16 protein-coding genes and 1 tRNA gene are annotated in these 21,889 nt (G+C 46.9%); 4 read left to right on the forward strand and 13 right to left on the reverse strand.

What is annotated here, in order from left to right; all coding sequences use genetic code 11:
* Nucleotides 1-12 precede the first annotated feature (12 nt).
* Both T491_RS0105740 and T491_RS0105745 read left to right on the forward strand, forming a co-directional pair.
* Complete coding sequence (locus tag T491_RS0105740; protein WP_028903038.1) at nt 13-858, forward strand: DUF3737 family protein; 846 nt, start codon at nt 13-15, stop codon at nt 856-858.
* Nucleotides 855-2,066, forward strand: a complete 1,212-nt coding sequence (locus T491_RS0105745) for a MalY/PatB family protein (protein WP_028903039.1) — start codon at nt 855-857, stop codon at nt 2,064-2,066. The genes T491_RS0105740 and T491_RS0105745 overlap by 4 nt, the downstream gene beginning before the upstream one ends.
* Nucleotides 2,067-2,150: 84 nt before the next feature.
* Here the strand turns inward: T491_RS0105745 and T491_RS0105750 are convergent, their stop codons facing one another.
* Complete coding sequence (locus T491_RS0105750; RefSeq protein ID WP_028903040.1) at nt 2,151-4,196, reverse strand: hypothetical protein; 2,046 nt, start codon at nt 4,194-4,196, stop codon at nt 2,151-2,153.
* A 99-nt stretch (nt 4,197-4,295) separates the two neighbouring features.
* Between T491_RS0105750 and T491_RS17340 the strand changes: the two genes are divergently transcribed.
* Nucleotides 4,296-7,106, forward strand: a complete 2,811-nt coding sequence (locus tag T491_RS17340) for a family 43 glycosylhydrolase (protein WP_197018804.1) — start codon at nt 4,296-4,298, stop codon at nt 7,104-7,106.
* 180 nt (nt 7,107-7,286) lie between these two features.
* Here T491_RS17340 and secDF read toward each other — a convergent pair whose 3' ends face one another.
* The 3 genes from secDF to T491_RS0105770 form a co-directional block, all read right to left on the reverse strand.
* Nucleotides 7,287-10,316 (reverse strand): protein translocase subunit SecDF, encoded by a 3,030-nt coding sequence (gene secDF, locus T491_RS0105760; RefSeq protein WP_028903041.1) that lies wholly within the window; start codon nt 10,314-10,316, stop codon nt 7,287-7,289.
* 114 nt (nt 10,317-10,430) lie between these two features.
* Nucleotides 10,431-11,525, reverse strand: a complete 1,095-nt coding sequence (locus T491_RS0105765) for an endonuclease/exonuclease/phosphatase family protein (RefSeq protein ID WP_028903042.1) — start codon at nt 11,523-11,525, stop codon at nt 10,431-10,433.
* Complete coding sequence (locus tag T491_RS0105770) at nt 11,522-12,460, reverse strand: rhomboid family intramembrane serine protease (RefSeq protein WP_028903043.1); 939 nt, start codon at nt 12,458-12,460, stop codon at nt 11,522-11,524. Before T491_RS0105770 ends, T491_RS0105765 begins: the two co-directional genes overlap by 4 nt.
* 246 nt (nt 12,461-12,706) lie before the next feature.
* Between T491_RS0105770 and T491_RS0105775 the strand changes: the two genes are divergently transcribed.
* Nucleotides 12,707-12,979 carry an HU family DNA-binding protein gene (locus T491_RS0105775; protein ID WP_028903044.1) on the forward strand — a complete coding sequence of 91 codons (273 nt, stop codon included), beginning with the start codon at nt 12,707-12,709 and terminating at the stop codon, nt 12,977-12,979.
* 71 nt (nt 12,980-13,050) lie between these two features.
* Here the strand turns inward: T491_RS0105775 and T491_RS0105780 are convergent, their stop codons facing one another.
* The 9 genes from T491_RS0105780 to T491_RS0105815 all read right to left on the reverse strand — a co-directional run bounded on the left by T491_RS0105780 (nt 13,051) and on the right by T491_RS0105815 (nt 21,829).
* Nucleotides 13,051-13,854, reverse strand: a complete 804-nt coding sequence (locus T491_RS0105780) for a gluconate 5-dehydrogenase (RefSeq protein WP_028903045.1) — start codon at nt 13,852-13,854, stop codon at nt 13,051-13,053.
* A 32-nt stretch (nt 13,855-13,886) separates the two neighbouring features.
* Nucleotides 13,887-13,957: transfer RNA gene (locus T491_RS0105785), tRNA-Gln, on the reverse strand.
* Nucleotides 13,958-14,018: 61 nt separating this feature from the next.
* Complete coding sequence (tyrS, locus tag T491_RS0105790; protein WP_028903046.1) at nt 14,019-15,314, reverse strand: tyrosine--tRNA ligase; 1,296 nt, start codon at nt 15,312-15,314, stop codon at nt 14,019-14,021.
* 18 nt (nt 15,315-15,332) lie between these two features.
* Nucleotides 15,333-15,563, reverse strand: a complete 231-nt coding sequence (yidD, locus tag T491_RS17345) for a membrane protein insertion efficiency factor YidD (RefSeq protein ID WP_081773257.1) — start codon at nt 15,561-15,563, stop codon at nt 15,333-15,335.
* A 4-nt stretch (nt 15,564-15,567) separates the two neighbouring features.
* Complete coding sequence (gene rnpA, locus T491_RS0105795; RefSeq protein ID WP_028903047.1) at nt 15,568-15,951, reverse strand: ribonuclease P protein component; 384 nt, start codon at nt 15,949-15,951, stop codon at nt 15,568-15,570.
* A gap of 6 nt (nt 15,952-15,957) precedes the next feature.
* Nucleotides 15,958-16,707: a uroporphyrinogen-III synthase gene (locus T491_RS0105800; RefSeq protein ID WP_028903048.1), complete on the reverse strand. Its 750-nt coding sequence runs from the start codon at nt 16,705-16,707 to the stop codon at nt 15,958-15,960.
* Between the two features lie 7 nt (nt 16,708-16,714).
* Nucleotides 16,715-17,731 carry a DUF4271 domain-containing protein gene (locus T491_RS0105805; protein WP_028903049.1) on the reverse strand — a complete coding sequence of 339 codons (1,017 nt, stop codon included), beginning with the start codon at nt 17,729-17,731 and terminating at the stop codon, nt 16,715-16,717.
* A 6-nt stretch (nt 17,732-17,737) separates the two neighbouring features.
* Nucleotides 17,738-18,994, reverse strand: a complete 1,257-nt coding sequence (gene metK, locus T491_RS0105810) for a methionine adenosyltransferase (RefSeq protein WP_028903050.1) — start codon at nt 18,992-18,994, stop codon at nt 17,738-17,740.
* A 21-nt stretch (nt 18,995-19,015) separates the two neighbouring features.
* Nucleotides 19,016-21,829 carry a pitrilysin family protein gene (locus T491_RS0105815; RefSeq protein ID WP_081773261.1) on the reverse strand — a complete coding sequence of 938 codons (2,814 nt, stop codon included), beginning with the start codon at nt 21,827-21,829 and terminating at the stop codon, nt 19,016-19,018.
* Nucleotides 21,830-21,889 lie beyond the last annotated feature (60 nt).

The following is a 21,889-nucleotide window of genomic DNA, read 5'->3' on the forward strand; positions in this document are numbered from 1 at the left end:
AATACAAAAACAATGAAACTGATTAAGGGTAAGGAATTTGGAGGCGAGAGGCCTCTGTTTGCCACTCATGATTTGAGATTAGAAGAAATAACGATTGTAGATGGAGAGTCTGGTATTAAGCAATGCCAGAATATGGAATGCTACGACAGTAAATTTTATGGTAAGTATCCTTGGTGGCATGTTGATGGCGCCAAGATAGAACGTTGCTATTTTGCCCCCGGATCGCGTTCGGCCATCTGGTACACTAACGATCTGGTGATGAAGGATTGCATCATCGACGGGCCCAAGTTCTTCCGTGAGATGAAGCATGTGGAACTGGAGAATGTGGTGATTAACGATGCCGACGAGACATTCTGGAAGGTAGATGGTTTGAAACTGAAGAACGTGAAGTTACATGAGGGAACCTATCCCTTTATGTTCTCACAGAATATCTATGTAGATGGCTTGGAGAGCGATGCAAAATACGTATTCCAGTATTGTAAGAATGTTGAGATACACAACGCTAATATCATAACCAAGGATTCGTTCTGGGAGTGCGAGAATATCACTATCTACGACTCAACGCTGGATGGTGAGTATTTGGCTTGGCACTCTAAGAATGTACGCTTGGTAAACTGTCATCTGGCAGGCGAACAGTTGCTGTGCTATGCCCAGAACCTGGTGCTCGAGAACTGTACCTTTGATGCCGCTTGCGACCGCGTGTTCGAATATTCAGAGGTTGAGGCTGATATCAAAGGACATATAGAGAATATCAAGAACCCCACCAGTGGACATATTATTGCCGATTCCATCGGTTCAATAACCATTGATGAGAATGTACGTCAACCTAACAATTGTGTGATTGAGACAAGACAATGAAATACGATTTCGATGAAGAAGTGGCCCGTCGTGGAACGGGATGCGTAAAGTGGGATGCGGAAGCCCCACGTTCAACGGGGGGCTGGCTTCCGCCAGGGGGCAATTCCGAGTTTAAGGAAATAATCCCTCTGTGGGTGGCTGATATGGACTTCAAGGCAGCACCGGCTATTCAGGAGGCTATTGCGAAGCGTGCCGAGCATGGCGTGTTTGGCTATACGGTAGTTGAGGAGGATTACTACGAGGCTGTAATCTCTTGGTTCCAGCGCCGTCACGATTGGACAATCCATCGCGAAGAAATTCTCTATACCACAGGTGTTGTTCCTGCCATGAGTGTGGCCATTAAGGCGCTTACCATGCCAGGTGAGAAGGTGCTGATCCTGTCGCCCGATTACAACTGCTTCTTCTCGTCTGTTAAGAACAACGGTTGCGAAGTACTGGAAACAGCGCTTTTGCGTGTTGGCGATAGCTTTGAGGTGGATTGGGAGGATTTTGAAACCAAATGCGCTGATGAGAAGACTACCGTTTTCCTGCTTTGCAACCCTCACAACCCCTGTGGCAGAGTCTGGACACCTAAGGAGCTGGCGCTGATGAACGATATCTGTCTTCGCCATGGGGTGAAGGTGGTGAGCGATGAGATTCATTGCGAACTCGTGATGCCAGGTTATCGCTTCCAACCTTTCGCATCTGTCAGCGAAGCTTGTCGCCAAAATAGTGTCATCCTGAATTCGCCTTCAAAGTCGTTTAATATCGCCGGTTTGCAGGCAGCTAATATCATCTGCTCGCGGCCTGCATGGCGCCGCCGATTGGATCGTGCCATTAATATCAACGAGGTGTGCGACTTGAATCCATTCGGTCCTGTGGCCTTGAAAGCTGCTTATAACGAGAGCGAAGACTGGATTGATGAGCTGAACCAGTATCTCTGGGGTAACTATCAGTTGCTTTGCGAGTTTGTTGAGGCTAATATACCACAGTGGAAGGTTTGCAAACTGGAGGGTACTTATCTGCCTTGGGTGGATATCTCGGCCATGAACATCACATCGCAGACCCTATGCGAAAAGCTACTCAATGAGGCTAAGGTATGGATTAATCCTGGTACGATGTACGGACCTAAGACTGGCGAAGGCTATGTGCGCTTTAACATTGCCACCCAGCGTTCACGACTGAAAGAAGCCTTGGAAAGAATCAAGAGCTATTTGGTTGAAAAGTAATTTCACTGAAATTACAAAACAAATTCACTGAATTTGATCATCAAATTCAGTGAATTTGTTATTAAAGAGATTAGCTCAACACTGTTAGTTGATGAGGAATACCTTTGTAAGGCCGTTGTAGGTAGCCTTAATCGTGGCACGTCCTTCTACAACTTTGCTTATCTCAAACTTTACTCCAGGTGCATTTGATGTGGCAACAATGCGTGAGTTGTCGCTCACTTTTCCGTGTACCTGATAGCGGTTACACTCTGCATAGCCATTGAGATTGGTAAAGAAGACAGGATTCTGTGGGATAACCAGTGGTTGGCCATCGACGGTGATGGTGACCTGAGGCACCACAGGAGCCTCGAACTTCTCGCCTGCCTTTGAGAATCCGATTCCGTGAAGATCGAACAATCCCTGTGGGCGCTGAGGACCACGTGGAGCGCCCCAACGAGGACGCTCAGGAGCCTTTACTTCTGGTCCATCAGCTACAAGATAGATGGCATGTTTGCCTGTAAGACCTTCTACCTCAGGCACTGCTGCCTGATACATCATGGCTGCTTTGGGGGCATCGGCAGGGATACCGAAAGTAGCAATCTCCTTGCCCTTCCAGGGGTCATCGAGCATCACATGAATCTTGAATGCACCATGTCCACCTGTGGTAAGGTTGAGGTTAATCATTGTCTTGTCGCCCTTCTGAGCTCCCTTGAATGCCTTGAGGCCCTTGGTATCCTGTACCAATCCGCCAAAGCCGAAGTACTTGAATCCCACGATGCCTTTATTGGTTATACCTGCCAGGTCCATAGAATTATTCCACACATCGTGGTTGTCCTGCATCCACTCGTTGCTGTTGGTGCCTCCTGTCATAAAGCAGGCGATACCTGCTGAGTAATATGCGTATGGAGGCAGACCGTAAATCTGGAATCCTTCTGATGTTACCTCTGCTCCAGTATATTCTGTACCATCTGTAGCCTTAGCTGTCCATACGTTGTTGCCGGCTTTGTCGGTATATGGATCATAGCCTGTAATCTTAACTACACCTCCCTTTGCTACTGGCTTCTTGTCCCATGTAATCTTTACAGGGGCTACCATAGCCTGACGGGCATATCCGAAACCGCGTGGAGGACGATGGTAGAATACGTACCACTGACCGTTAATCTCCTGCAGCGAACCGTGGGTATTGTGACCTGCATTGGTAGTAATCAGCTTTGAACCGTCTTCATTGAGTACTACACCACGAGAGTCGACCAATACACCACCTGAACGCCAAGGGCCGAGTGGTGAATCGCCGTAGGCATAGCGAAGTGCGCTGTTGGTGTTGCCCAGACCATACTCCTTACCAGAGTAGCCTGAGAATACCATTACGTACTTGTTGCCCACCTGACGGATAGACGAAGCCTCGAAGAAGTTGAAATCCTTTGGGTCCTGACCCTTGTACAGAGCTTTATACTCAGAGCCAGGCTTGTCGAGCAGTCGTCCGTCGGCACTTACAGCAGGGATGAATGGGTCGATAGTTTCTGTTCCCTCGCGCTTTGAGTACATGCTGTTCTGGTCGAGCTCACAAGCAGTAGAGTGCTGGAAACCATAGAATACGTATGCACGGAATCCCTTGGCATAGTCGGGATCCTTTTTGTTGGTAATAGTCTCGATGAATACAGATGGGTCGAAGTCAATCAGCGAACCAGGTAGACATCTGCGACCGTCTTCTGTGAGGTTGATTGGTGTGAAGGGACCGTTGGGACGATCGCTCTTGCAGACCATAGGCACACGCTGCCAGCCACGAGAGTGGGGGTAGAGGTAGTAGGTCTTTTTGCCGGTGGCCTTGTCTTTCACTTCTACTAGGTCGGGTGCAAACATAGTGTCCCACTGGCCGTCAATATACCACGAGAAAATAGGTCCTTCGTCGCGCCACTTTGTGAGGTCCTCAACTGGGGCCGACCACATGCGGATGTCGGGACCGCAGTAGGCTGTATAATTCACGTCGTGTGAGCCTATGATATAGGCGCGGTACTTGCCTGGCTGGTCGGGATCCTCGAACACGCGGGGCTCGCCATCGGGCAGATGTTCCCAAAGTGGGAGATACGGATTCTGTGCCTGAGCAGAAAGAACGGTCAGCAACAGAATGGGTAGCATAAGAAGTTTCTTCATTTTGTTGATTGTGTTTTGTGAAAAAATATGTGCAAAGTTAGTAAAATAATCAGTTTTATATGAGCTTTTTGACGGGAAATGTTTAACTTTGCAACATATATGAAAGTAATTGTAACTATTTGGTTGTCTTTGTGCGCAGCATCTGCGTATGCAGCCGATTATAATGTGTTGGCTTATGGCGCCGTAAACGACACCACAGTGCTCAGTACCCTGCCTGTTCAGAAGGCGATAGACCAATGTGCGGCGCATGGAGGTGGTAGAGTTATCGTACCTGCCGGTTCATATAAGATAGGTACAATTGTATTAAGGAGTCATGTGCATCTTTATCTGGAGCAGGGGGCCACGCTTTATGGTAGTACCAGATTAGCAGATTACATCCCGATGAAATCTGACTATTTATCCCTTCGAACTCAGACAACAACCATTCAACTCATTTATGCGGATGGTGTTAAAGATGTATCAATAGATGGCTTGGGAACGATAGATGGTCGTGGACGTGCCTTTAAGAAACTCTCTTGGAATGATGAAGGTATCACCCGTCCGCATCTGCTGCGGTTTATTCAGAGTCAAGATGTGCTGGTGCGAGGTGTTACCTTGCGTAATTCGGGTTGTTGGATGCAGCATTATCTGGCGTGTGATCGTTTGACAATCGATGGAATCAAGGTTTTTAATCGGAATAACTATAATAATGACGCGTTGGATATTGATGGCTGTCACGAGGTGATTGTGCGTGGCATGATAGCTGATAGCGATGATGATGGAATCACATTGAAGAGTACTTCGCCTCGTCTTTGTGAAAACGTGCGCATCAGCGATTGTGTGGTGTCGAGCCATTGCAATGCTGTTAAATTGGGTACCGAGACCAATGGTGGCTTCCGCAATATCAATATCAGCGGCATTGTGGTAAAGCCTAGCTACGACCAGCAGGAGAAGTTCTTTGGACAGTGGATTGGTTCATCGGCTATCTCGCTTGAGATTGTGGATGGCGGTGTACTCGAGAATGTGACAATTGCCGATTTCACCATCGAAGGGACCGAATCGCCGATCTTTGTGCGCTTGGGCCATCGTGGACGTGGCTATAAAACTGGGCAGCATATCAATCATGTAGGCTCGATAGATGGTGTGCATATCAACAATATTCAGATTCGCAATGCCGGTTCTATGGGGTGTTCTATTACAGGATTGCCTGGTCATCCCGTTCGTCATGTGTACCTGTCTAATATATCTTTGCATCATAAAGGTGGGGTAAAAACGACTCAATTAGCCGAAATTGCCGATTCTATCGCCGATGAAAAAGCTGCCAGCTACCCAGAGGCCACGATGTGGGGCAATCTGCCAGCCAAAGGCTTCTTTGTGCGCCATGCACGTGATGTGCAGTTCTCAAATATCCGTGTATTTACAATTGATGAGGATGTGCGTCCAGATTTTGTAGCAGTTGATACCGAGGGGTGGGGCGATCAAGGTGATGGAACCTATCGTAATCCTGTGTTGAATGCCGATTTTTCTGATCCTGATGTGATTCGTGTAGGTAACAAATTCTATATGGTGGCTTCTGATTTTCATTTTATGGGTATGCAGGTGCTGGAGAGTGACGATATGGTGAACTGGCGTTATATTTCTCAGATATATCGTCGTTTTAACGAGCCTGGCTGGGATACCAATCAGCATTACGCTGGCGGCTCGTGGGCACCCAGCATTCGCTATCACAATGGATTGTACTACGTTTATTTCTGTACACCCGATGAAGGGCTCTATATGTCAACTGCCACTAATCCTGCGGGGCCTTGGGCACCGCTGCATCTGGTGAAGCGTGTGGCTAAGTGGGAAGACCCTTGTCCGTTCTGGGACGAGGACGGACAGGCTTATTTAGGGCGCAGTCAGCATGGCGCTGGTCCTATTATTGTGCATCGCATGTCGCCCGATGGCAAAACATTGCTTGATGAGGGGAAAACGGTGTATGAAGGTCCTGTCGCTGAGGGTACTAAGTTTATGAAGCGCAATGGCTGGTACTATCTCATTATACCTGAGGGAGGTGTTGGTACAGGTTGGCAAACGGTGTTACGTGCACGTAACATTTATGGCCCCTATGAGCGTCGTGTTGTGTTAGAGCAGGGTTCAACTACTATTAATGGTCCTCACCAAGGTGCTTTGGTCGATGCGCCTGATGGCTCGTGGTGGTTCTTCCACTTTCAGGAAACACCAGTATTAGGTCGTGTGGTTCATCTACAACCGGCTCGTTGGGAAGCCGATTGGCCTGTGATAGGTGTCGATTATGATAAGAACGGTATAGGCGAACCTGTGGCTGCCTGGAAAAAGCCTGTTTCTTCGGTAGGAACTGCCAGTTTCCAGACCTGTGACGACTTTAATGGCGCCTTAGGACTGCATTGGCAATGGAATCATAATCCGGTTGATACGCATTGGAATCTCATCGATCGTAAAGGTTGGCTCACACTCAAGGCCATGCCTGCCGATAGCTTGAAACAGGTCCGCAATATGCTTACTCAGAAGGTGATTGGCTATCAGAGTGAGAGCATTACCAAGGTAAGCATTAAAGGTGACAGTTATGCAGGACTTTTCTGCTCAGGTAAGTTGTTCTGTGGGGTAGGGCTGTGTAAGGATGGTGTGTTTACCGAGTTTGGTGGACAGCGTAAGCTCATCGCCAAGGGTAGCTATCAGGAAGTGTGGTTCAAGGTAACTAACGATTGCGAGCAGAATCGCCACCTATTTTATTATAGTATAGATGGAGAGCATTATCAGCCTGCTGGTTCGGCATTCGCCATGCGCGGCGGTTATTGGAAAGGTATCCGGGTTGGACTGTTTAATTACATTCCTACAGGCAAAACGTCTGCTAAGAGCCAGACATCTTCGTATGCTCAATTCGACTATTTCAATCAAAAATTCGCCCAATAGTTTGGCTGATTGCTAAAAATCTCGTACCTTTGCACACGAAAGAACACGCGCCCTGATAGTTAAATGGATATAACAAGGTCCTCCTAAGACTTAGTTCCGCGTTCGATTCGCGGTCGGGGTACGAAAAAAGAGCTGCATTCCATCAGGAACGCAGCTCTTTTTTATATGCGATGAGTATGTTTACTTCTGCTCAGCAACCTCTACTTCGTCCTCCTTGATGGTACGACCCATCCAAAGGAATGCTGTAGGAGCAGCGATGAAGAGCGAACTCAGGGTACCGAATACAACACCCAGAATCATAGCCAGAGAGAACGAGCGGATGCTATCACCACCGAGGATGAAGATAGCCAACAGCACGATCAGTGTGGTTACAGAGGTGTTGATGGTACGAGCCAGTGTCTGGTTCAGTGAGTCGTTGAACAGCTGCTGACGATCGCGCTTGCCATACAGACCGAGGTTCTCACGGATACGGTCGAATACTACCACCTTATCGTTGATAGAGTAACCTACAACGGTCAGGATAGCTCCGATGAATACCTGGTCGATCTCGAGCGACATTGGAACCCAACCCCAGCACAGTGAGTAAACACCGATTACGAGCAGAGCATCGAGAGCCAGAGCAGCAACAGCACCAATAGAGAATGCCATGTTGCGGAAGCGGAGCAGGATGTAGAAGAAGATAGCAAACAGAGCGATTGCTACACTGATGTAAGCACCGCGAGTGATATCCTTAGCTACTGAAGGACCAACCTTAGCAGAGCTGATGATTGAACCACCCTCGCGAACATCAGGATTCTTGAACTTATCTGCGCTCTCCTGACTAACAAGACCAGCCTTCTTCAGAGAGTTGAACAGGATTGTCTCAGCCTTGTCGTCAACCTCAGGATTGTTTGACTCGATATCCCAGTTGGTAGAGATACGAACGGTCTTGCCATCAGTACCCAGGGCGATAACAGATGTGTTAGCCTCCTGGTTAGCCTTCTCGCCGATAGTGTTGATGAATGCACCAGCCATAGCCTTACGAACATCCTCAACAGGAGTCTGCTTGTCGAGTGTTACAACATAGTTGCGACCACCAGTGAAGTCAATGCTCTGGCTCAAACCACGAACATAGAACGAAATGCAGCAGATAATTGCAAATACAATCCAGATAGTGTAAGACTTCTTATAAGAACCCATGAAGTTGAACTTGGCGTTCTGCATCAGGTTCTTAGAGTAACCTGTTACGAAGGTGAGGTTAGTCCACTTGTCCTTAGAAAGCATTGCATCGTAAGCCACACGAGTGAGGTAAACGGCTGTGAAGAATGAAATCACGATACCGATGATCCATGTGGTAGCGAAGCCCTTAACAGGACCTGTACCGAAGTAGAGCAGGATGATACCTGTGATCAGTGATGTGAAGTTAGAGTCGAAGATGGCGCTGAAAGCGTTAGAGTAACCCTTGTTCAGAGCCTCTTTTACACCCAGACCCTTCTTCAGCTCTTCCTTGATACGCTCGTAGATAAGCACGTTAGCATCCACAGCAGTACCCAGTGTCAGTACGATACCGGCGATACCAGGCATTGTAAGAGCAGCCTGGAACGATGTGAGGATACCCAGTGTGAAGAACAGGTTGAACAGCAGAGCGATATCTGAGAGGATACCTGGAACGAAGCCGTAAAGCATAATCATGTAGATCATCAGCAGCACGAAAGCTACGATGAATGAGATGATACCCTGCTGGATTGACTGAGCACCCAGTGAAGGACCTACAACCTCCTCCTGTACGATACGGGTAGGAGCTGGCATCTTACCAGAGTTCAGTGTGTTTGCCAAGTCCTTGGTGTCCTCGATGGTGAAGTTACCAGTAATCTGTGAGTTACCACCATCGATCTGAGTGAGGATACGAGGAGCAGAATAAACGGCGTCATCGAGCACGATAGCTACGGCCTTACCGATGTTCTGCTTGGTAATCTGGCTCCAGCGACGAGCACCGTCAGAGTTCATCTGCATTGATACAGAGGGGTGACCCATCTGGTCGAAGTCGTCCTTAGAAGAAGTAATCACGTCACCCTCCAGTGGAGCACGACCTGAAGGTTCTGTAATCTTCAGAGCATAGAGCTCAAAGATATCACCCTTGGTATTCTGTCCTCCGAAGTCCTCAGGCTTAGCACCCCAGCGGAGCTTCAACTCTGCAGGGAAGATACGACCAGCAAGTTCAGAGTAGATAATCTTGTTAATCTCGGCGGTATCGCGAGCATTAGCATAACCAACTACAGCGAGGGTGTTACCCTGTGTGGGCTGGAAGATAGAGAAGAGAGGATTCTGCTTCTTAGCCATCTCAACAGCCTTGGTGTCCTTGCTGTCCTTCTTAGCCAGCTTAGCAGCCAGATCGCCAGTAGTGGCCTTGGCGCTATCAGCAACAGCTGCAGTGGCAGCGCTGTCAACAGCAGTAGTATCGGCATCAACATCGCCCTGAGCACCCCAGCGCTGATTCAGCTGAGCCAGCAGAGGAGTAACCTCCTGTGAGTTGTATGTCTCCCAGAACTCAAGGTTGGCTGAACCCTGAAGCAACTTACGAACACGCTCAGGCTCCTTAATACCAGGCATCTCGACCATGATACGGCCGCTCTGACCCTCAAGCTTCTGGATGTTTGGCTGAACAACACCGAACTTATCGATACGGTTACGAACGACGTTGAATGAGTTGTCAACGGCACTCTGTACCTCAGTACGCAGTGCGTTTTCAACCTCAGAGTCGCTCGACGAGGTGCTAACCTTGCCCTTCATCTGCTGGGTAGCGAAGATAGCTGCAAGGGGACGACCGTTGCCTTCTTGTTTCCAATACTTCACGAACAGAGAGATGAAGTCGTTCTGACTGGTCTCTTCTTCCTTCTTGGCCAGTTCCATGGCCTTCTTGTAAGCAGCATCTGTCTTGTGGTCAGCCAATACGTCAACCACATCAGGTACTGATACCTCCAGAATTACGTTCATACCGCCTTTCAGGTCAAGACCCAGGCCAATCTCCATCTCACGGCACTGCTTCAGAGAATAGATACCCATGTACACCTTCTCGTTGTTGATTGAGTCGAGGTACTCCGCACCTGCCTCTTCACCCATAGCAGCAGCCTTACTTTCGTAATGGCGTGTTACGAACGAGAAGGAAAGGTAGAAGCAGCACACGAGAATCAGAAGCACTGCGATAAATTTTACAATTCCTTTGTTTTGCATTTTGTTTTTAATTATTATATATTTATATTATTTTCTGTTCGCGTATAAAATAGCGTGCAAATATAGGCATTTTTTTACACAAGGAAAAATTTATTGGCAAAAAATCACTCATTTTTAGGGATTACCTTCCATTTTTAAGGCGCAGATGATAGGATAATGGTCGCTAGCGTCCATTTTACTATCAATATGGCAGTTGTATGGGCCAAAGTGATCAGACACTAAGATGTGGTCGATTCGTACGAAAAATCCTTTCTGATTATATGACAAACCGATACCTCTTCCTGTCGTTTGATAGCAGTCTGTTAACCCTTGTGCAATGGTGCGGCGAGAGTAGGAAATAGGGTTGTCGTTGAAGTCGCCACACACGATGATCGGGTATTGGCGATGGGCTTCGATGTATGCATGTACTGCCTCGGCCTCAGGGGCACGTTTCGCAGCGTATTTGCCTAGTTTCTCTATCAGAAACAGGGTTTCGGCCTTAGCTGTGTCTTTCTCCATGCTTCCGCTAATTATCTGCTTGTATTTCTCACGGTCTTCTGTGGAAAGATGAGTGCCCTCCAGATGGTTGTTGATGACTAATATGGTATCGCTATTTACTTTCAGGAAATAGGCTACGGAACCATTTGCTGATGACTCATAGTCTATGCGTTCCTTCTTGATAATGGGATATCTGGTATGTATACCAACTCCATTTCTGCATACGCCGTTGGGGTTGAAGATGGTGGTGTCGTTGTAAGGGTATATTTTTTCGTACCATTGCTTGACGTATCTGCGCCAAGTGTCAACATCCTCCTGTAGGCAAACTATATCGGCATCCTGTTCCTTCAGATATCCGTAAATCTTCTCAAAGCCTTGCTCGTACTTGTTGTTGCCAGTATACTGACAGACGTTGTAGGAAATCACCTTGATACACCCGTCGGGGGTTGTCTGTGTTGTATGTAAGGGCATGTAGAGCGTTATTGGGGCATAAACAATGATGTATCCCACAATAGGAATCCATGCTTTCTTCCACTTGAAGGTCAGCCAGAAGAACAGGAATAGCATGTTGGCAATCAGAAACCCAGGAAAGATCATGCCGATGCACGATAGCATCGGATGTTCCACAGGATTGATACGATCGGCATATCCAGCCATTATCATCAACAAGACAGTAGCTACATTGGCTCCTGCAATCATGTTGATGGTAAAGGATTTCAGTTGTTTAATCATGACTGATTACTTGCGTCGAAGAGTTTTTTCTTCTCTTCTTTTGTCAAACTATCATAGCCACTCTTACGTATTTTGTCGAGAATGGCATCTATTTCCTCCTGATTCTGTCGTTTGCGGGCATTGTATTCCATATCAGCCTCTTTGGAACTACTGCTTTGATTAGCATGCATATTGGGATTGTTATATCCACTACGATGCTGGCGCTGCTCAAAGTTGCGTTTCAGATTCTCAAAGAACTGCTGACCACGACCACGATCAAATCCAGAATTTGGATGGCGTCTCCAGTAACGAATCATCAGGAATCCGAAGAGCATGCCACCCAGATGGGCTGTATGTGCTACCCCATCGCCGCTTGAACCTAATGCTGAGAAGAATTCTATGGCGACATAACCCAGTACAAACCATTTAGCTTTGATAGGGAAGGGAAAGGGGATGATAAACAGTCGTTCGTTAGGGAAGGTCATGCCGAATGCCAGAATGACTGCATAGACGGCACCTGACGCACCAATAGTGGTCCACGTATTGAGCTGACCGCTCAGTTGCTCGCCGATAGCAAAGATTTCGCCGAATGATACGCTTGGATCCTGAGCTGTGATGGCAAAGTAGAACTGGCCTAACTGTGCGATTTCCTGCAATAAACCAGCTCCTATACCGCATGATATGTAATAAAAAAGGAATTTTTTCGGCCCCCAGACGTTTTCTATCACACAACCAAACATCCATAGTCCGAACATATTACTCAGAATATGCATGAAGTTGGCATGAAGAAATAGATAGGTAACGAATTGATAGAGATGAAAGTCGTTCGCCATGAAGAAGTGAAGACCTCCAATATCTGCTAAATCGATACCACGCAGTAGTAGAACCTTAGTGGCTAAGAATGCGATCAGATTAATGATCAGCAGATTCTTTGTGATAGTTGGTATACGGAACATCATATCATTTACTGTATTAACTGTTTTCAATTCGGCAATTAAGCCTATTGTCATCTTTTGGCGGCAAAATTACGAAAAATATCTGTTTTTAAGGCCAAAATACGCGTGATAACAACTATTTTTTATTAAAAAGTGAATTTTTTCTGTTTTTTTGTTGTTTGTTTGAAGACTTTGCTTTATATTTGCCAAAGAAATCGACTAAACAACGGTTATTACTATTAAATAATTCTTTAAATTTTTAAAATTATGAACAAAACAGAATTAGTAGAGAAGATTGCAGCAGGTGCTGGCATTTCTAAGGTTGACGCAAAGAAGGCTCTCGACGCAACAGTAGCAGCTATTAAGGACGCTCTCGTAAAGGGTGACAAAATTGCTCTCGTAGGTTTCGGTACATTCAGCGTAAATGAGCGCCCTGCTCGTGAGGGTATCAATCCTCTGACAAAGCAGAAGATTAAGATTGCTGCTAAAAAGGTTGCTAAGTTCAAGGCTGGTGCTGAGCTCGCTGATGCAATCAAGTAAATCTATTGTAAATAAAAATTTAATGGGGACCCTGAAAAGGATCCCCATTATTTTATGATGCTATGAAGCATTTATTTAGGCTGCTTGCCAATGTAAGCCAGAATACCACCATCTACATAAAGTACATGTCCGTTTACTGCATCAGAGGCGTGTGAAGCCAGGAATACAGCGGGGCCACCTAGCTCAGAGGGATCAAGCCAACGACCAGCAGGCGTCTTGGCGCAGATAAAGCTGTCGAATGGGTGACGGCTGCCATCGGGCTGCTTCTCACGCAGAGGTGCTGTCTGTGGGGTTGCAATGTAGCCTGGGCCGATGCCATTACACTGGATGTTGTATTCACCGTATTCTGAGCAGATATTTCGTGTGAGCATCTTCAGACCGCCCTTAGCAGCTGCATAGGCAGATACTGTTTCGCGTCCTAACTCAGACATCATAGAGCAGATATTGATGATTTTGCCTTCGCGGCGCTCCATCATCTCAGGCAGTACAGCTGCTGATACGATGTAAGGAGCCACCAGGTCTACATCAATAACTTGCTGGAACTCGGCACGCTTCATTTCGTGCATCGGGATGCGCTTGATGATACCTGCATTGTTAACCAGAATGTCAATCTGGCCAACTTCTGCATGAATCTTCTCGACGAGAGCCTTGACAGCGTTCTCGTCAGTAACATCGCATACATAGCCCTTTACGTTCTCAATACCTGCCTCTTTGTAGTTGGCCAGACCGCGTTCAAGAGCAGCTTCGTTGATGTCGTTGAAGATGATGTTCTTGATACCTGCAGCTACAAAAGCCTTGGCGATGTTGAAACCAATACCGTAAGATGCACCTGTAATCCAGGCATTCTTACCTTCAAGTGAAAAAAGATTTGCCATAACTTATTGTTTTAGAAGTTGTTTGAAAGTAGTTGGACGACTCGGATTCGAACCGGGAATGACAGAACCAAAACCTGTAGTGTTACCATTACACCATCGTCCAAGAGTATGTGGCTGCAAAGGTACGAAGTTTTTTTTGAAGTACCAAATTTTGCAGCCAAATATTACTTAACTATCAGCAAGTAATAATTCTTTTTGCCCTTTTGTGCCAAAAGATACTTGCCGTCAATCAGATCTTCGGCCGTGATGGCACGGTTCTGATCGGTAATCTTTTCTTTGTTCAGCGATACACCGCCGCCCTGAACCATCTTACGCATCTCGCCTTTTGATGGGAATACGGGAGCTACAGTTGTCAGCAGTTCGATAGCGGGCTGACCTAACTGGTCTTTTGAAATCTCAAACTGAGGTACACCATCGAATACGTCAAGCAGTGTCTGCTCGTCGAGCTTCTCCAGTCCTTCTTTGGTAGATTTTCCAAACAGGATGTTTGATGCCTCAATGGCAGTGTTAAGAGCTTCCTGTGAGTGTACCAGTACGGTAACCTCTTCGGCCAGGCGCTTCTGAAGAACACGACGGCCTGGGTCCTGCTTGTGCTCCTCAATGAGGGCATCGATAACGTCTTTCTCAAGCGATGTAAAGATCTTGATATAGCGCTCAGCATCGTCGTCGCTGACGTTGAGCCAGAACTGGTAGAACTTATATGGAGTTGTGCGCTGAGGATCGAGCCAGATATTGCCACTCTCGGTCTTGCCGAACTTCTTACCGTCGCTCTTGGTGATTAGCGGACAGGTCAGTGCGAATGTCTCTACTTCGTTGCCTAATGTGCGGCGAATCAGTTCAGTGCCGGTGGTCATGTTACCCCACTGGTCGTTGCCACCTAACTGAAGTTTTACACCATAGTGCTGATAGAGATACAGGAAGTCATAACCCTGCAGTAACTGATAGGTGAACTCGGTGAATGACAAACCATCGCGAGCAGTTCCGTTCAGACGCTGCTGTACACTTTCCTTAGCCATCATGTAGTTAACAGTGATATGTTTACCAACTTCGCGTGCAAAATCAAGGAAAGTAAAATCCTTCATCCAGTCGTAGTTATTGACCATCAGTGCAGCATTTGGCTCCTTTGAATCAAAATCAAGGAACTTGGCTACCTGCTTTTTGATGCATTCTTGGTTGTGATATAATGTTTCGTTGTTAAGCAGATTACGCTCCTGGCTTTTACCTGAAGGGTCGCCAATCATACCTGTGGCACCACCGACAAGGATAACAGGACGGTGTCCGCAACGCTGTAGGTGGCGGAGCATCATGATGCCGCACAAGTGTCCGATATGTAACGAGTCGGCTGTAGGGTCAGTACCCAGATAGGCTGTTACCATTTCTTTCTGGAGCAGTTCTTCTGTTCCTGGCATCATCTGAGCCAGCATACCGCGCCATTTGAGTTCTTCTACAAAGTTCTTCATCTTTATACTTATTTATTATTAAGGGACTGGATCGTAGCCCGAGCCCCCCCATGGGTTACATCTTAATATCCGCCAAATGGCCAATCCTAAGCCCTTAATAGGTCCGTGCTTCAGAATGGCCTGTTTCGCATATTCGCTGCATGTTGGAGTGAACCGGCAGGAAGGACCAAGCAGTGGTGAGATGCAAATCTGGTAAAAGCGGATGGGTAGTACCAGTAGCCAAGAGATGAAATGCAGTAGCCTTTTCATGTTTTTATCTGGCTATTTGCTTCAAAATGCTGATGATTTTCTTTTCAACCTCCTTGGTGGCAAAATGTTTGTCGGTTAACCAGATAATCGCTATCAGTAGCATCTGTCCTTCCTCAATGGTACCTTCAAGTAGCGACTTGTTTTTGCGATAGGCTTCACGTACCTGGCGTTTTATTCTATTCCTGTCAACAGCGTGCTTAAAGCGTTTTTTGGGCACGCTAATCAGTAGCTGTACAGGAGCACATCCCTCACGAAGCTCTGTTTTCAGATAGACAGCTTTTAGTGGAAATGCAGTCTGCGACTGGCTATTGCCTTTTTCAAAGAGCGACTCTATCAGCACATTGCTGACGATGCGCTCCTCTTTTCTGAAGGTAGGCGCTGTCGTCATCAATTCTTAGTCTTGTATCTCAAATAGGTAGTGCTGCAGGGCACCTGTCATTGATGGGTATTTCTCGTTAGGAGCCTCGATATCCAAGCGCAGACCTGCGTCTTTGGCTGCCTTGGCAGTGGCTGGACCAAATGTTGCGATAGCAATCTTGTCCTGTTTGAAGTTGGGGAAGTTCTTGGTCAGCGACTCAATGCCGGCAGGGCTGAAGAAAATCAGCATGTCGTAGTCAAAGTTCTTAACCTCCTCTTCGGTAAAGTCGTTGCTTACCGTCTTGTACATAACACACTCTGTGTGCTGAAGCTTTTTTGAATCAAGCAGGTTGGCCAGACTGTCTGTATGTACATCGCTCAGGGGAACGAGATACTTTTCGGTTTTGTGCTTCACCATCGTTGGGATGAGATCGTCGATGCGACCAGTTTCGCCAAAGAAGATCTTACGTTTTCTGTACTGCACATATTTCTGGATGTACAATGCGATGGTCTCAGTTACACAGAAGTACTTCATGTCCTCAGGAATATTAATTCTGAGTTCCTTGGCCATATTGAAGAAATGGTCAATAGCATGGCGTGAGGTGAAAACGATGGCTGTGTGATCCAGAATGCTCACCTTCTGTGCACGGAAATCTTTAGAACTGATAGCTTCCACTTTAATGAATGGACGGAAAACCAGTTCAACACCAAACTTGTTCGCAATATCGAAATATGGCGACTTCTCACTTGATGGCTTAGGTTGTGAAACCAAAATCTTTTTGATCATATGTGTCCTAAATATTTATTTTCAAATTTTCAGTAATGACCAGTAATCCGCTCCAGAGCATCATTAAAGGCATCATTTCGAGGGCACAAAAGTACAAAATTATTTGCAAAAAATCTCCTTTTTGTTTAAAAAAGATGGAAAATGACTTGTAAAATGTGAGAATTTTGGCTAAAATAACGATAATTGCGGTATAATAGATGGCATTTTGGAGTGAAAACATGAAATATGCCAAGAGTAATACCAATGGGAATAGTGCCACCCCTTCGAGGGATGTTATCAGGAGAATGGATCTTTGAAACTGTAAATTCTTCTTACTATCAAAAAAGATGTTATTGACGATAGAATAAATAGCCATTCTTGCCAGCATGTAGCCCAGTATTGTTGCTCCATAGATGACGAGTAGTGTGTATTCCGATGAGAATACGAACGTGTTGGAAATGAAATGGTTGGTGTAGAAATAGTATAGGAGTGCGTATAGCTGGCAGGTGATAAATAGGAACAGGAACTGGAATTTGATCTCACTGCCAGTTTCTGTTAATGACTGGTTCCTTTTTTGTGTAGAAAAGAAATGTTTTGTTTGTTGAATCAGGAATCCTGATATGCGTGATAATGTATATGTGATAAGCAGAAAGCAAACTATCAGGATACCTGTAACAATGCTATCGTTTTGTATGGTATAAGGAATAGGGGCGCCAGAGACACCAATGCGTTCGATGCTCAATTCGGGATGATACATCGCGTTGTTCGAGAAGAAATTCTCTCGGTAGTAGTGTGGCAGGCTTACTTCCTTCAAGTCACGTGGCATCTCTTGCCCGGGTAGATGCAACGTGTCGGGACGACTGCTATAATGAATCTCTTTCGGTTCAAACCATTCTTGAATGGCTGAGTCTTGCTGAGCGGGTGTAGCATCTTTAGGCAATAACCGCAGAACCTCGTAGGGTGTCTGCGGTTTTGCCGAATGAACTACCACTGTATCTGTTGTGGCAGTGGATATAGTAGTTAGGATGCTATCGTTTTCCAGCATATCTGATTACAGCCCGAACTCTTTGCGGATATCGTCTACACGGTCTAATTTCTCCCATGTAAACAGTTCTACATCGATGGTCTTGGTCTCGTGATAGTGGCTGGTAAAGGTCTTCTTCACCACTTCGCTCTGACGTCCCATATGTCCGTAAGCAGCCGTCTCGCTGTACATGGGCTGGCGTAGCTTCAGTGTGCGCTCGATGGCTTTTGGACGCAAATCGAAAAGCTTCTCTATCTTCTTGGCGATTTCGCCATCGCTCATCTGTACGTTACTGCGACCGTAGGTGTTAACGTAGATGTTCATGGGCTTAGCTACACCGATGGCATAACTAATCTGTACCAGCATTTCATCAGCAACACCGGCAGCTACCATGTTCTTGGCGATGTGGCGCGCTGCGTATGCTGCGCTACGGTCAACCTTCGACGAATCCTTACCAGAGAATGCGCCACCTCCGTGTGCTCCCTTACCACCATAGGTGTCTACGATGATTTTGCGACCGGTCAGACCTGTATCTCCATGAGGGCCGCCAATCACAAACTTGCCAGTGGGGTTCACGTAGTACTTGATGTCGAGTCCGAACAGGTCGAGTACCTTTTGAGAGTGGATTTGTTTCTTTACTCTTGGAATCAGAATATTGATGACATCGTCCTTGATCTTCGCTAGCATCTTCTCGTCCTCATCGAACTCGTCGTGCTGGGTTGATACGACGATAGTGTCGATACGCTCGGGTATGCCCTCGTCTGAGTATTGTACGGTAACCTGACTCTTTGAGTCTGGACGCAGGTAAGTCATTTCCTTACCTTCTTTTCGGATGTCTGCAAGCGTACGCATGATCAGATGGGCCAGATCGAGGCTGACGGGCATATAACTCTCAGTCTCGTTGGTGGCATAACCGAACATCATGCCCTGGTCGCCAGCTCCCTGTTCATCCTCGTTGCCGTTGTCGACACCACGGTTGATGTCGGCACTCTGTTCGTGGATGGCACTCAGAATGCCGCACGAATCGCCGTCGAATTGATACTCCGCCTTGGTATAACCAATGCGCTTAATGGTCTTGCGGGCCATTGTCTGCAGGTCGATGTACACATCACTGCGGACCTCACCCATAATAACAACCTGACCTGTAGTGACAAACGACTCGATGGCGCAGCGCGCCTTCGGGTCGTATGCCAAGAACTGGTCAAGTATTGCATCAGATATCTGATCGGCCACCTTATCGGGATGGCCCTCAGATACTGATTCTGACGAAAATAGATAACTCATTCTTTATATTAATTGTTTTAATTACTCTGCGGGCATCATGATCACCTCTGCAGCGTTACCTGCTTTCAGCAGTTCAGCTACAAATGCACAGATGGACTCAGTTGTCTGGGCGTTAACCACCTTCTCGAAGTCGGTGTTCATATCGATACCGTACTTGCGGTAAGTGTCAATACGGTTCAGCCAGTAGCTATTCTGCTTGCGCTGGTCGCCCATATTCTTCAGGATGTATTCCTTCACCTTCTGCAATTTGTCGGCATCACAGGTCTTAACCATGGCGTTTACCTCGTCGCGCATAATCTGGCAGGCAATGTCACCCTTCTCAGGTTTCATAGGGCACTGGACAAAGATGAAAGCTTCTGTGCCAAAGTCGTCGCGGCTGACACCTGCGCTGGCTCCTACAGTATAGGCTGCGCTGGCATCCTCGCGGATCTTCTTCAGATATTCCATGCTCAGAATCTGACCTGCGATGGTGGCCTTAATGCTGTTCTCGAGTGTGTAAGGAATCTGCTTAGAATACCAGTACATCACAGCAATGGCCTTTGGTGTTTCAGCCTTATGCTTGAAGTTATTGATGACCTTGCCCTTGAAGTCGCTTGATACATCCTTACTCTTTTCTATCTTCTTCTTTGCAGGTAGTGAACCAAGATACTGCTCGATGAGTGGACGGATTGTGCCCTCGTCGTAGTTACCAATGATGGTGAATTCGTATGCTGCTGCATTTGCAGTGCGCTCCTTGGCTATCTGCAGAATGCGGTCATAGTTTACGTTCTTCAGATCCTCAACTGTCAGTGACTTGTCGCGCAGGTTGTGGCAGGATAGTGTGGCTTGAACTGAATCGTTGAATACAGTCTCGGGCTGCAGCAGACGGTTCTTCAGACTAACCTCTGTGGTCTGCATCAGATTATCGAACGACTTCTGGTCCTTATTGATGTTGGTGAAGCTGAGATAAACCAACTGGAGCATGGTCTCTACATCCTTTGGTGTCGAACTGCCGCTGATAAGCTGGCGGTTGGTGCCCATTAAGAATGATACGTTGGCAATCTTACCAGCCAGTGCTTTGGTGAGCTCAGTGTGTGAGAAATTGCCGAGGCCGCTGGCGTCGATGACGTCGTCGAATATCTTGATGTTGGCGAAGTCCTTCTCGCCATAGAGTGCAGAACCTCCGAATCCTTCACCTCTTAGGATAACCTGATCTTTCTTGAGGTCAGTCTTCTTCAGCACAACTTTTACGCCGTTAGAAAGTGTCAGCTCGGTATAGCCGAACAGGTCGTTCTTTGTCTCTTTCTTGATGGTGCCCTTCTTAGGCAGAGTGGTCATGAGAGGCTCGTCCTTTACATTGTCTACGTAAGCTTCTATCTGAGCGGCACGCGCAGTGGCAATAGCCTTCTTTAAACCATCCTCGGTAGGATAGGTTGCGCCCTCTTTCTCGTTGTTGAAGTTAACAATAACAAGATTGCTGTCTTTCTGAGAGATGAGCTCTTTGACTACGCCGTTGATGGCCTCTATGGGGATAACGGGCACAATCTGTTTCATCGTTTCGTAAGTGTAATCGATGCTTGGGATAGGCTCTTTTTCCAGGAAGTGCTGTACGTACTGGTTGACGAACTGACGGTTGAAACGCTTGTCTTTGTTAGAGTACTGCTTGTCGAGGTTGCTTAGGTAGTCGGCCTTGAAACGGCTGTACTCTGTTGGGGTGAAGCCGAACTGAGAAACTCTGCGTGCCTCGGTCATAACGGCTGTCAATGCAGTTTCGGCCTGTCCGTCCTTAGGCAGGTACGACAGGTTGAAAGCGTCGACAGTATTTGAGAGCAGGTAGGCGCCATCGCTGGCAAAGGCCTGCAGGAATGGACTTTCGGGCTTCTGTGAATACTCCCTGAGACGGTCGTTCAGCATAGAGGTGGCTGCATCCTTAATATAGTCGGTAATCAGATAAGCCATAGTTCCCTTCAGCGAATCGGGGAATGCTTCATGCTTCATCATAACCTGTACGATGTTGTACTGCTGTTCCTTATCTTTGTCAATCACAATGATAGGCTCTGCATTGTCGGGTACAGGGTAAGTGGTTACCTTCTCTGGGTTAACGGGCAACTTGATGGTTGAGAACAGATTCTTAATCTTCTGCTCAACCTTATCTACGTCTATATCACCAACCACGATGATACCCTGATTATCTGGACGGTACCACTTTTCATAGTAAGCCTGCAGGAATGGACGCTCAAAGTTGTCGATAATCTCCATCAGACCGATAGGCATACGGTATCCATACTTAGAACCGGGATAGAGCTTGGGCAGGTCGCGCTCCAGCATACGCTGCTGAGCACTGGTGCGCAGGCGCCATTCCTCGTGGATAACACCACGCTCCTTCTCAATCTCTTCCTGCTCCAACAGCAGACCGTCGGCCCAGTCGAAGAGTATCAGCAGGCATGAGTCAACGATGCCTTCGCGAGTAGTGGGGACATTGCTGATATTATATACGGTCTGATCGATTGATGTATATGCATTCAAGTCTGTACCAAACTTTACACCAATGCTTTCGCACCAGCGCAGCAGTTCGTTGCCCTTAAAGTGTTTTGAACCGTTGAAGGCCATGTGCTCAAGGAAGTGAGCCAGACCGCGCTGGTCATCGTTCTCCTGAATAGATCCAACTCTCTGAGCAATATAGAACTCAGCTCGGTTCTCGGGCCAGTTGTTGTGACGGATGTAATAAGTCAATCCGTTGTCAAGTTTTCCGATGCGTACATCGGGATCTACTGGGATAGATGGCATCTGCATCTGAGCCATCATCATCACTGCGCCGAACATAGTCAGCATAATGGTCGATAGAATCTTTTTCATTTCATTTAAGTTTGGTTGTTGCATAATTATGTAATCGGCTGCAAAGATACACCTTTTTTG

It is taken from the genome of Prevotella sp. P6B4 (assembly GCF_000619985.1).
Lineage (GTDB): Bacteria > Bacteroidota > Bacteroidia > Bacteroidales > Bacteroidaceae > Prevotella.

Excerpts from the sequence above, each read along its gene's own strand:
- T491_RS0105740 (WP_028903038.1), top strand. The coding sequence starts at position 13 with ATGAAACTGATTAAGGGTAAGGAATTTGGAGGCGAGAGGCCTCTGTTT.
- T491_RS0105745 (WP_028903039.1), top strand. The coding sequence starts at position 855 with ATGAAATACGATTTCGATGAAGAAGTGGCCCGTCGTGGAACGGGATGC.
- T491_RS0105750 (WP_028903040.1), bottom strand. The coding sequence starts at position 4,196 with ATGAAGAAACTTCTTATGCTACCCATTCTGTTGCTGACCGTTCTTTCT.
- T491_RS17340 (WP_197018804.1), top strand. The coding sequence starts at position 4,296 with ATGAAAGTAATTGTAACTATTTGGTTGTCTTTGTGCGCAGCATCTGCG.
- secDF (WP_028903041.1), bottom strand. The coding sequence starts at position 10,316 with ATGCAAAACAAAGGAATTGTAAAATTTATCGCAGTGCTTCTGATTCTC.
- T491_RS0105765 (WP_028903042.1), bottom strand. The coding sequence starts at position 11,525 with ATGATTAAACAACTGAAATCCTTTACCATCAACATGATTGCAGGAGCC.
- T491_RS0105770 (WP_028903043.1), bottom strand. The coding sequence starts at position 12,460 with ATGTTCCGTATACCAACTATCACAAAGAATCTGCTGATCATTAATCTG.
- T491_RS0105775 (WP_028903044.1), top strand. The coding sequence starts at position 12,707 with ATGAACAAAACAGAATTAGTAGAGAAGATTGCAGCAGGTGCTGGCATT.
- T491_RS0105780 (WP_028903045.1), bottom strand. The coding sequence starts at position 13,854 with ATGGCAAATCTTTTTTCACTTGAAGGTAAGAATGCCTGGATTACAGGT.
- tyrS (WP_028903046.1), bottom strand. The coding sequence starts at position 15,314 with ATGAAGAACTTTGTAGAAGAACTCAAATGGCGCGGTATGCTGGCTCAG.
- yidD (WP_081773257.1), bottom strand. The coding sequence starts at position 15,563 with ATGAAAAGGCTACTGCATTTCATCTCTTGGCTACTGGTACTACCCATC.
- rnpA (WP_028903047.1), bottom strand. The coding sequence starts at position 15,951 with ATGACGACAGCGCCTACCTTCAGAAAAGAGGAGCGCATCGTCAGCAAT.
- T491_RS0105800 (WP_028903048.1), bottom strand. The coding sequence starts at position 16,707 with ATGATCAAAAAGATTTTGGTTTCACAACCTAAGCCATCAAGTGAGAAG.
- T491_RS0105805 (WP_028903049.1), bottom strand. The coding sequence starts at position 17,731 with ATGCTGGAAAACGATAGCATCCTAACTACTATATCCACTGCCACAACA.
- metK (WP_028903050.1), bottom strand. The coding sequence starts at position 18,994 with ATGAGTTATCTATTTTCGTCAGAATCAGTATCTGAGGGCCATCCCGAT.
- T491_RS0105815 (WP_081773261.1), bottom strand. The coding sequence starts at position 21,829 with ATGAAAAAGATTCTATCGACCATTATGCTGACTATGTTCGGCGCAGTG.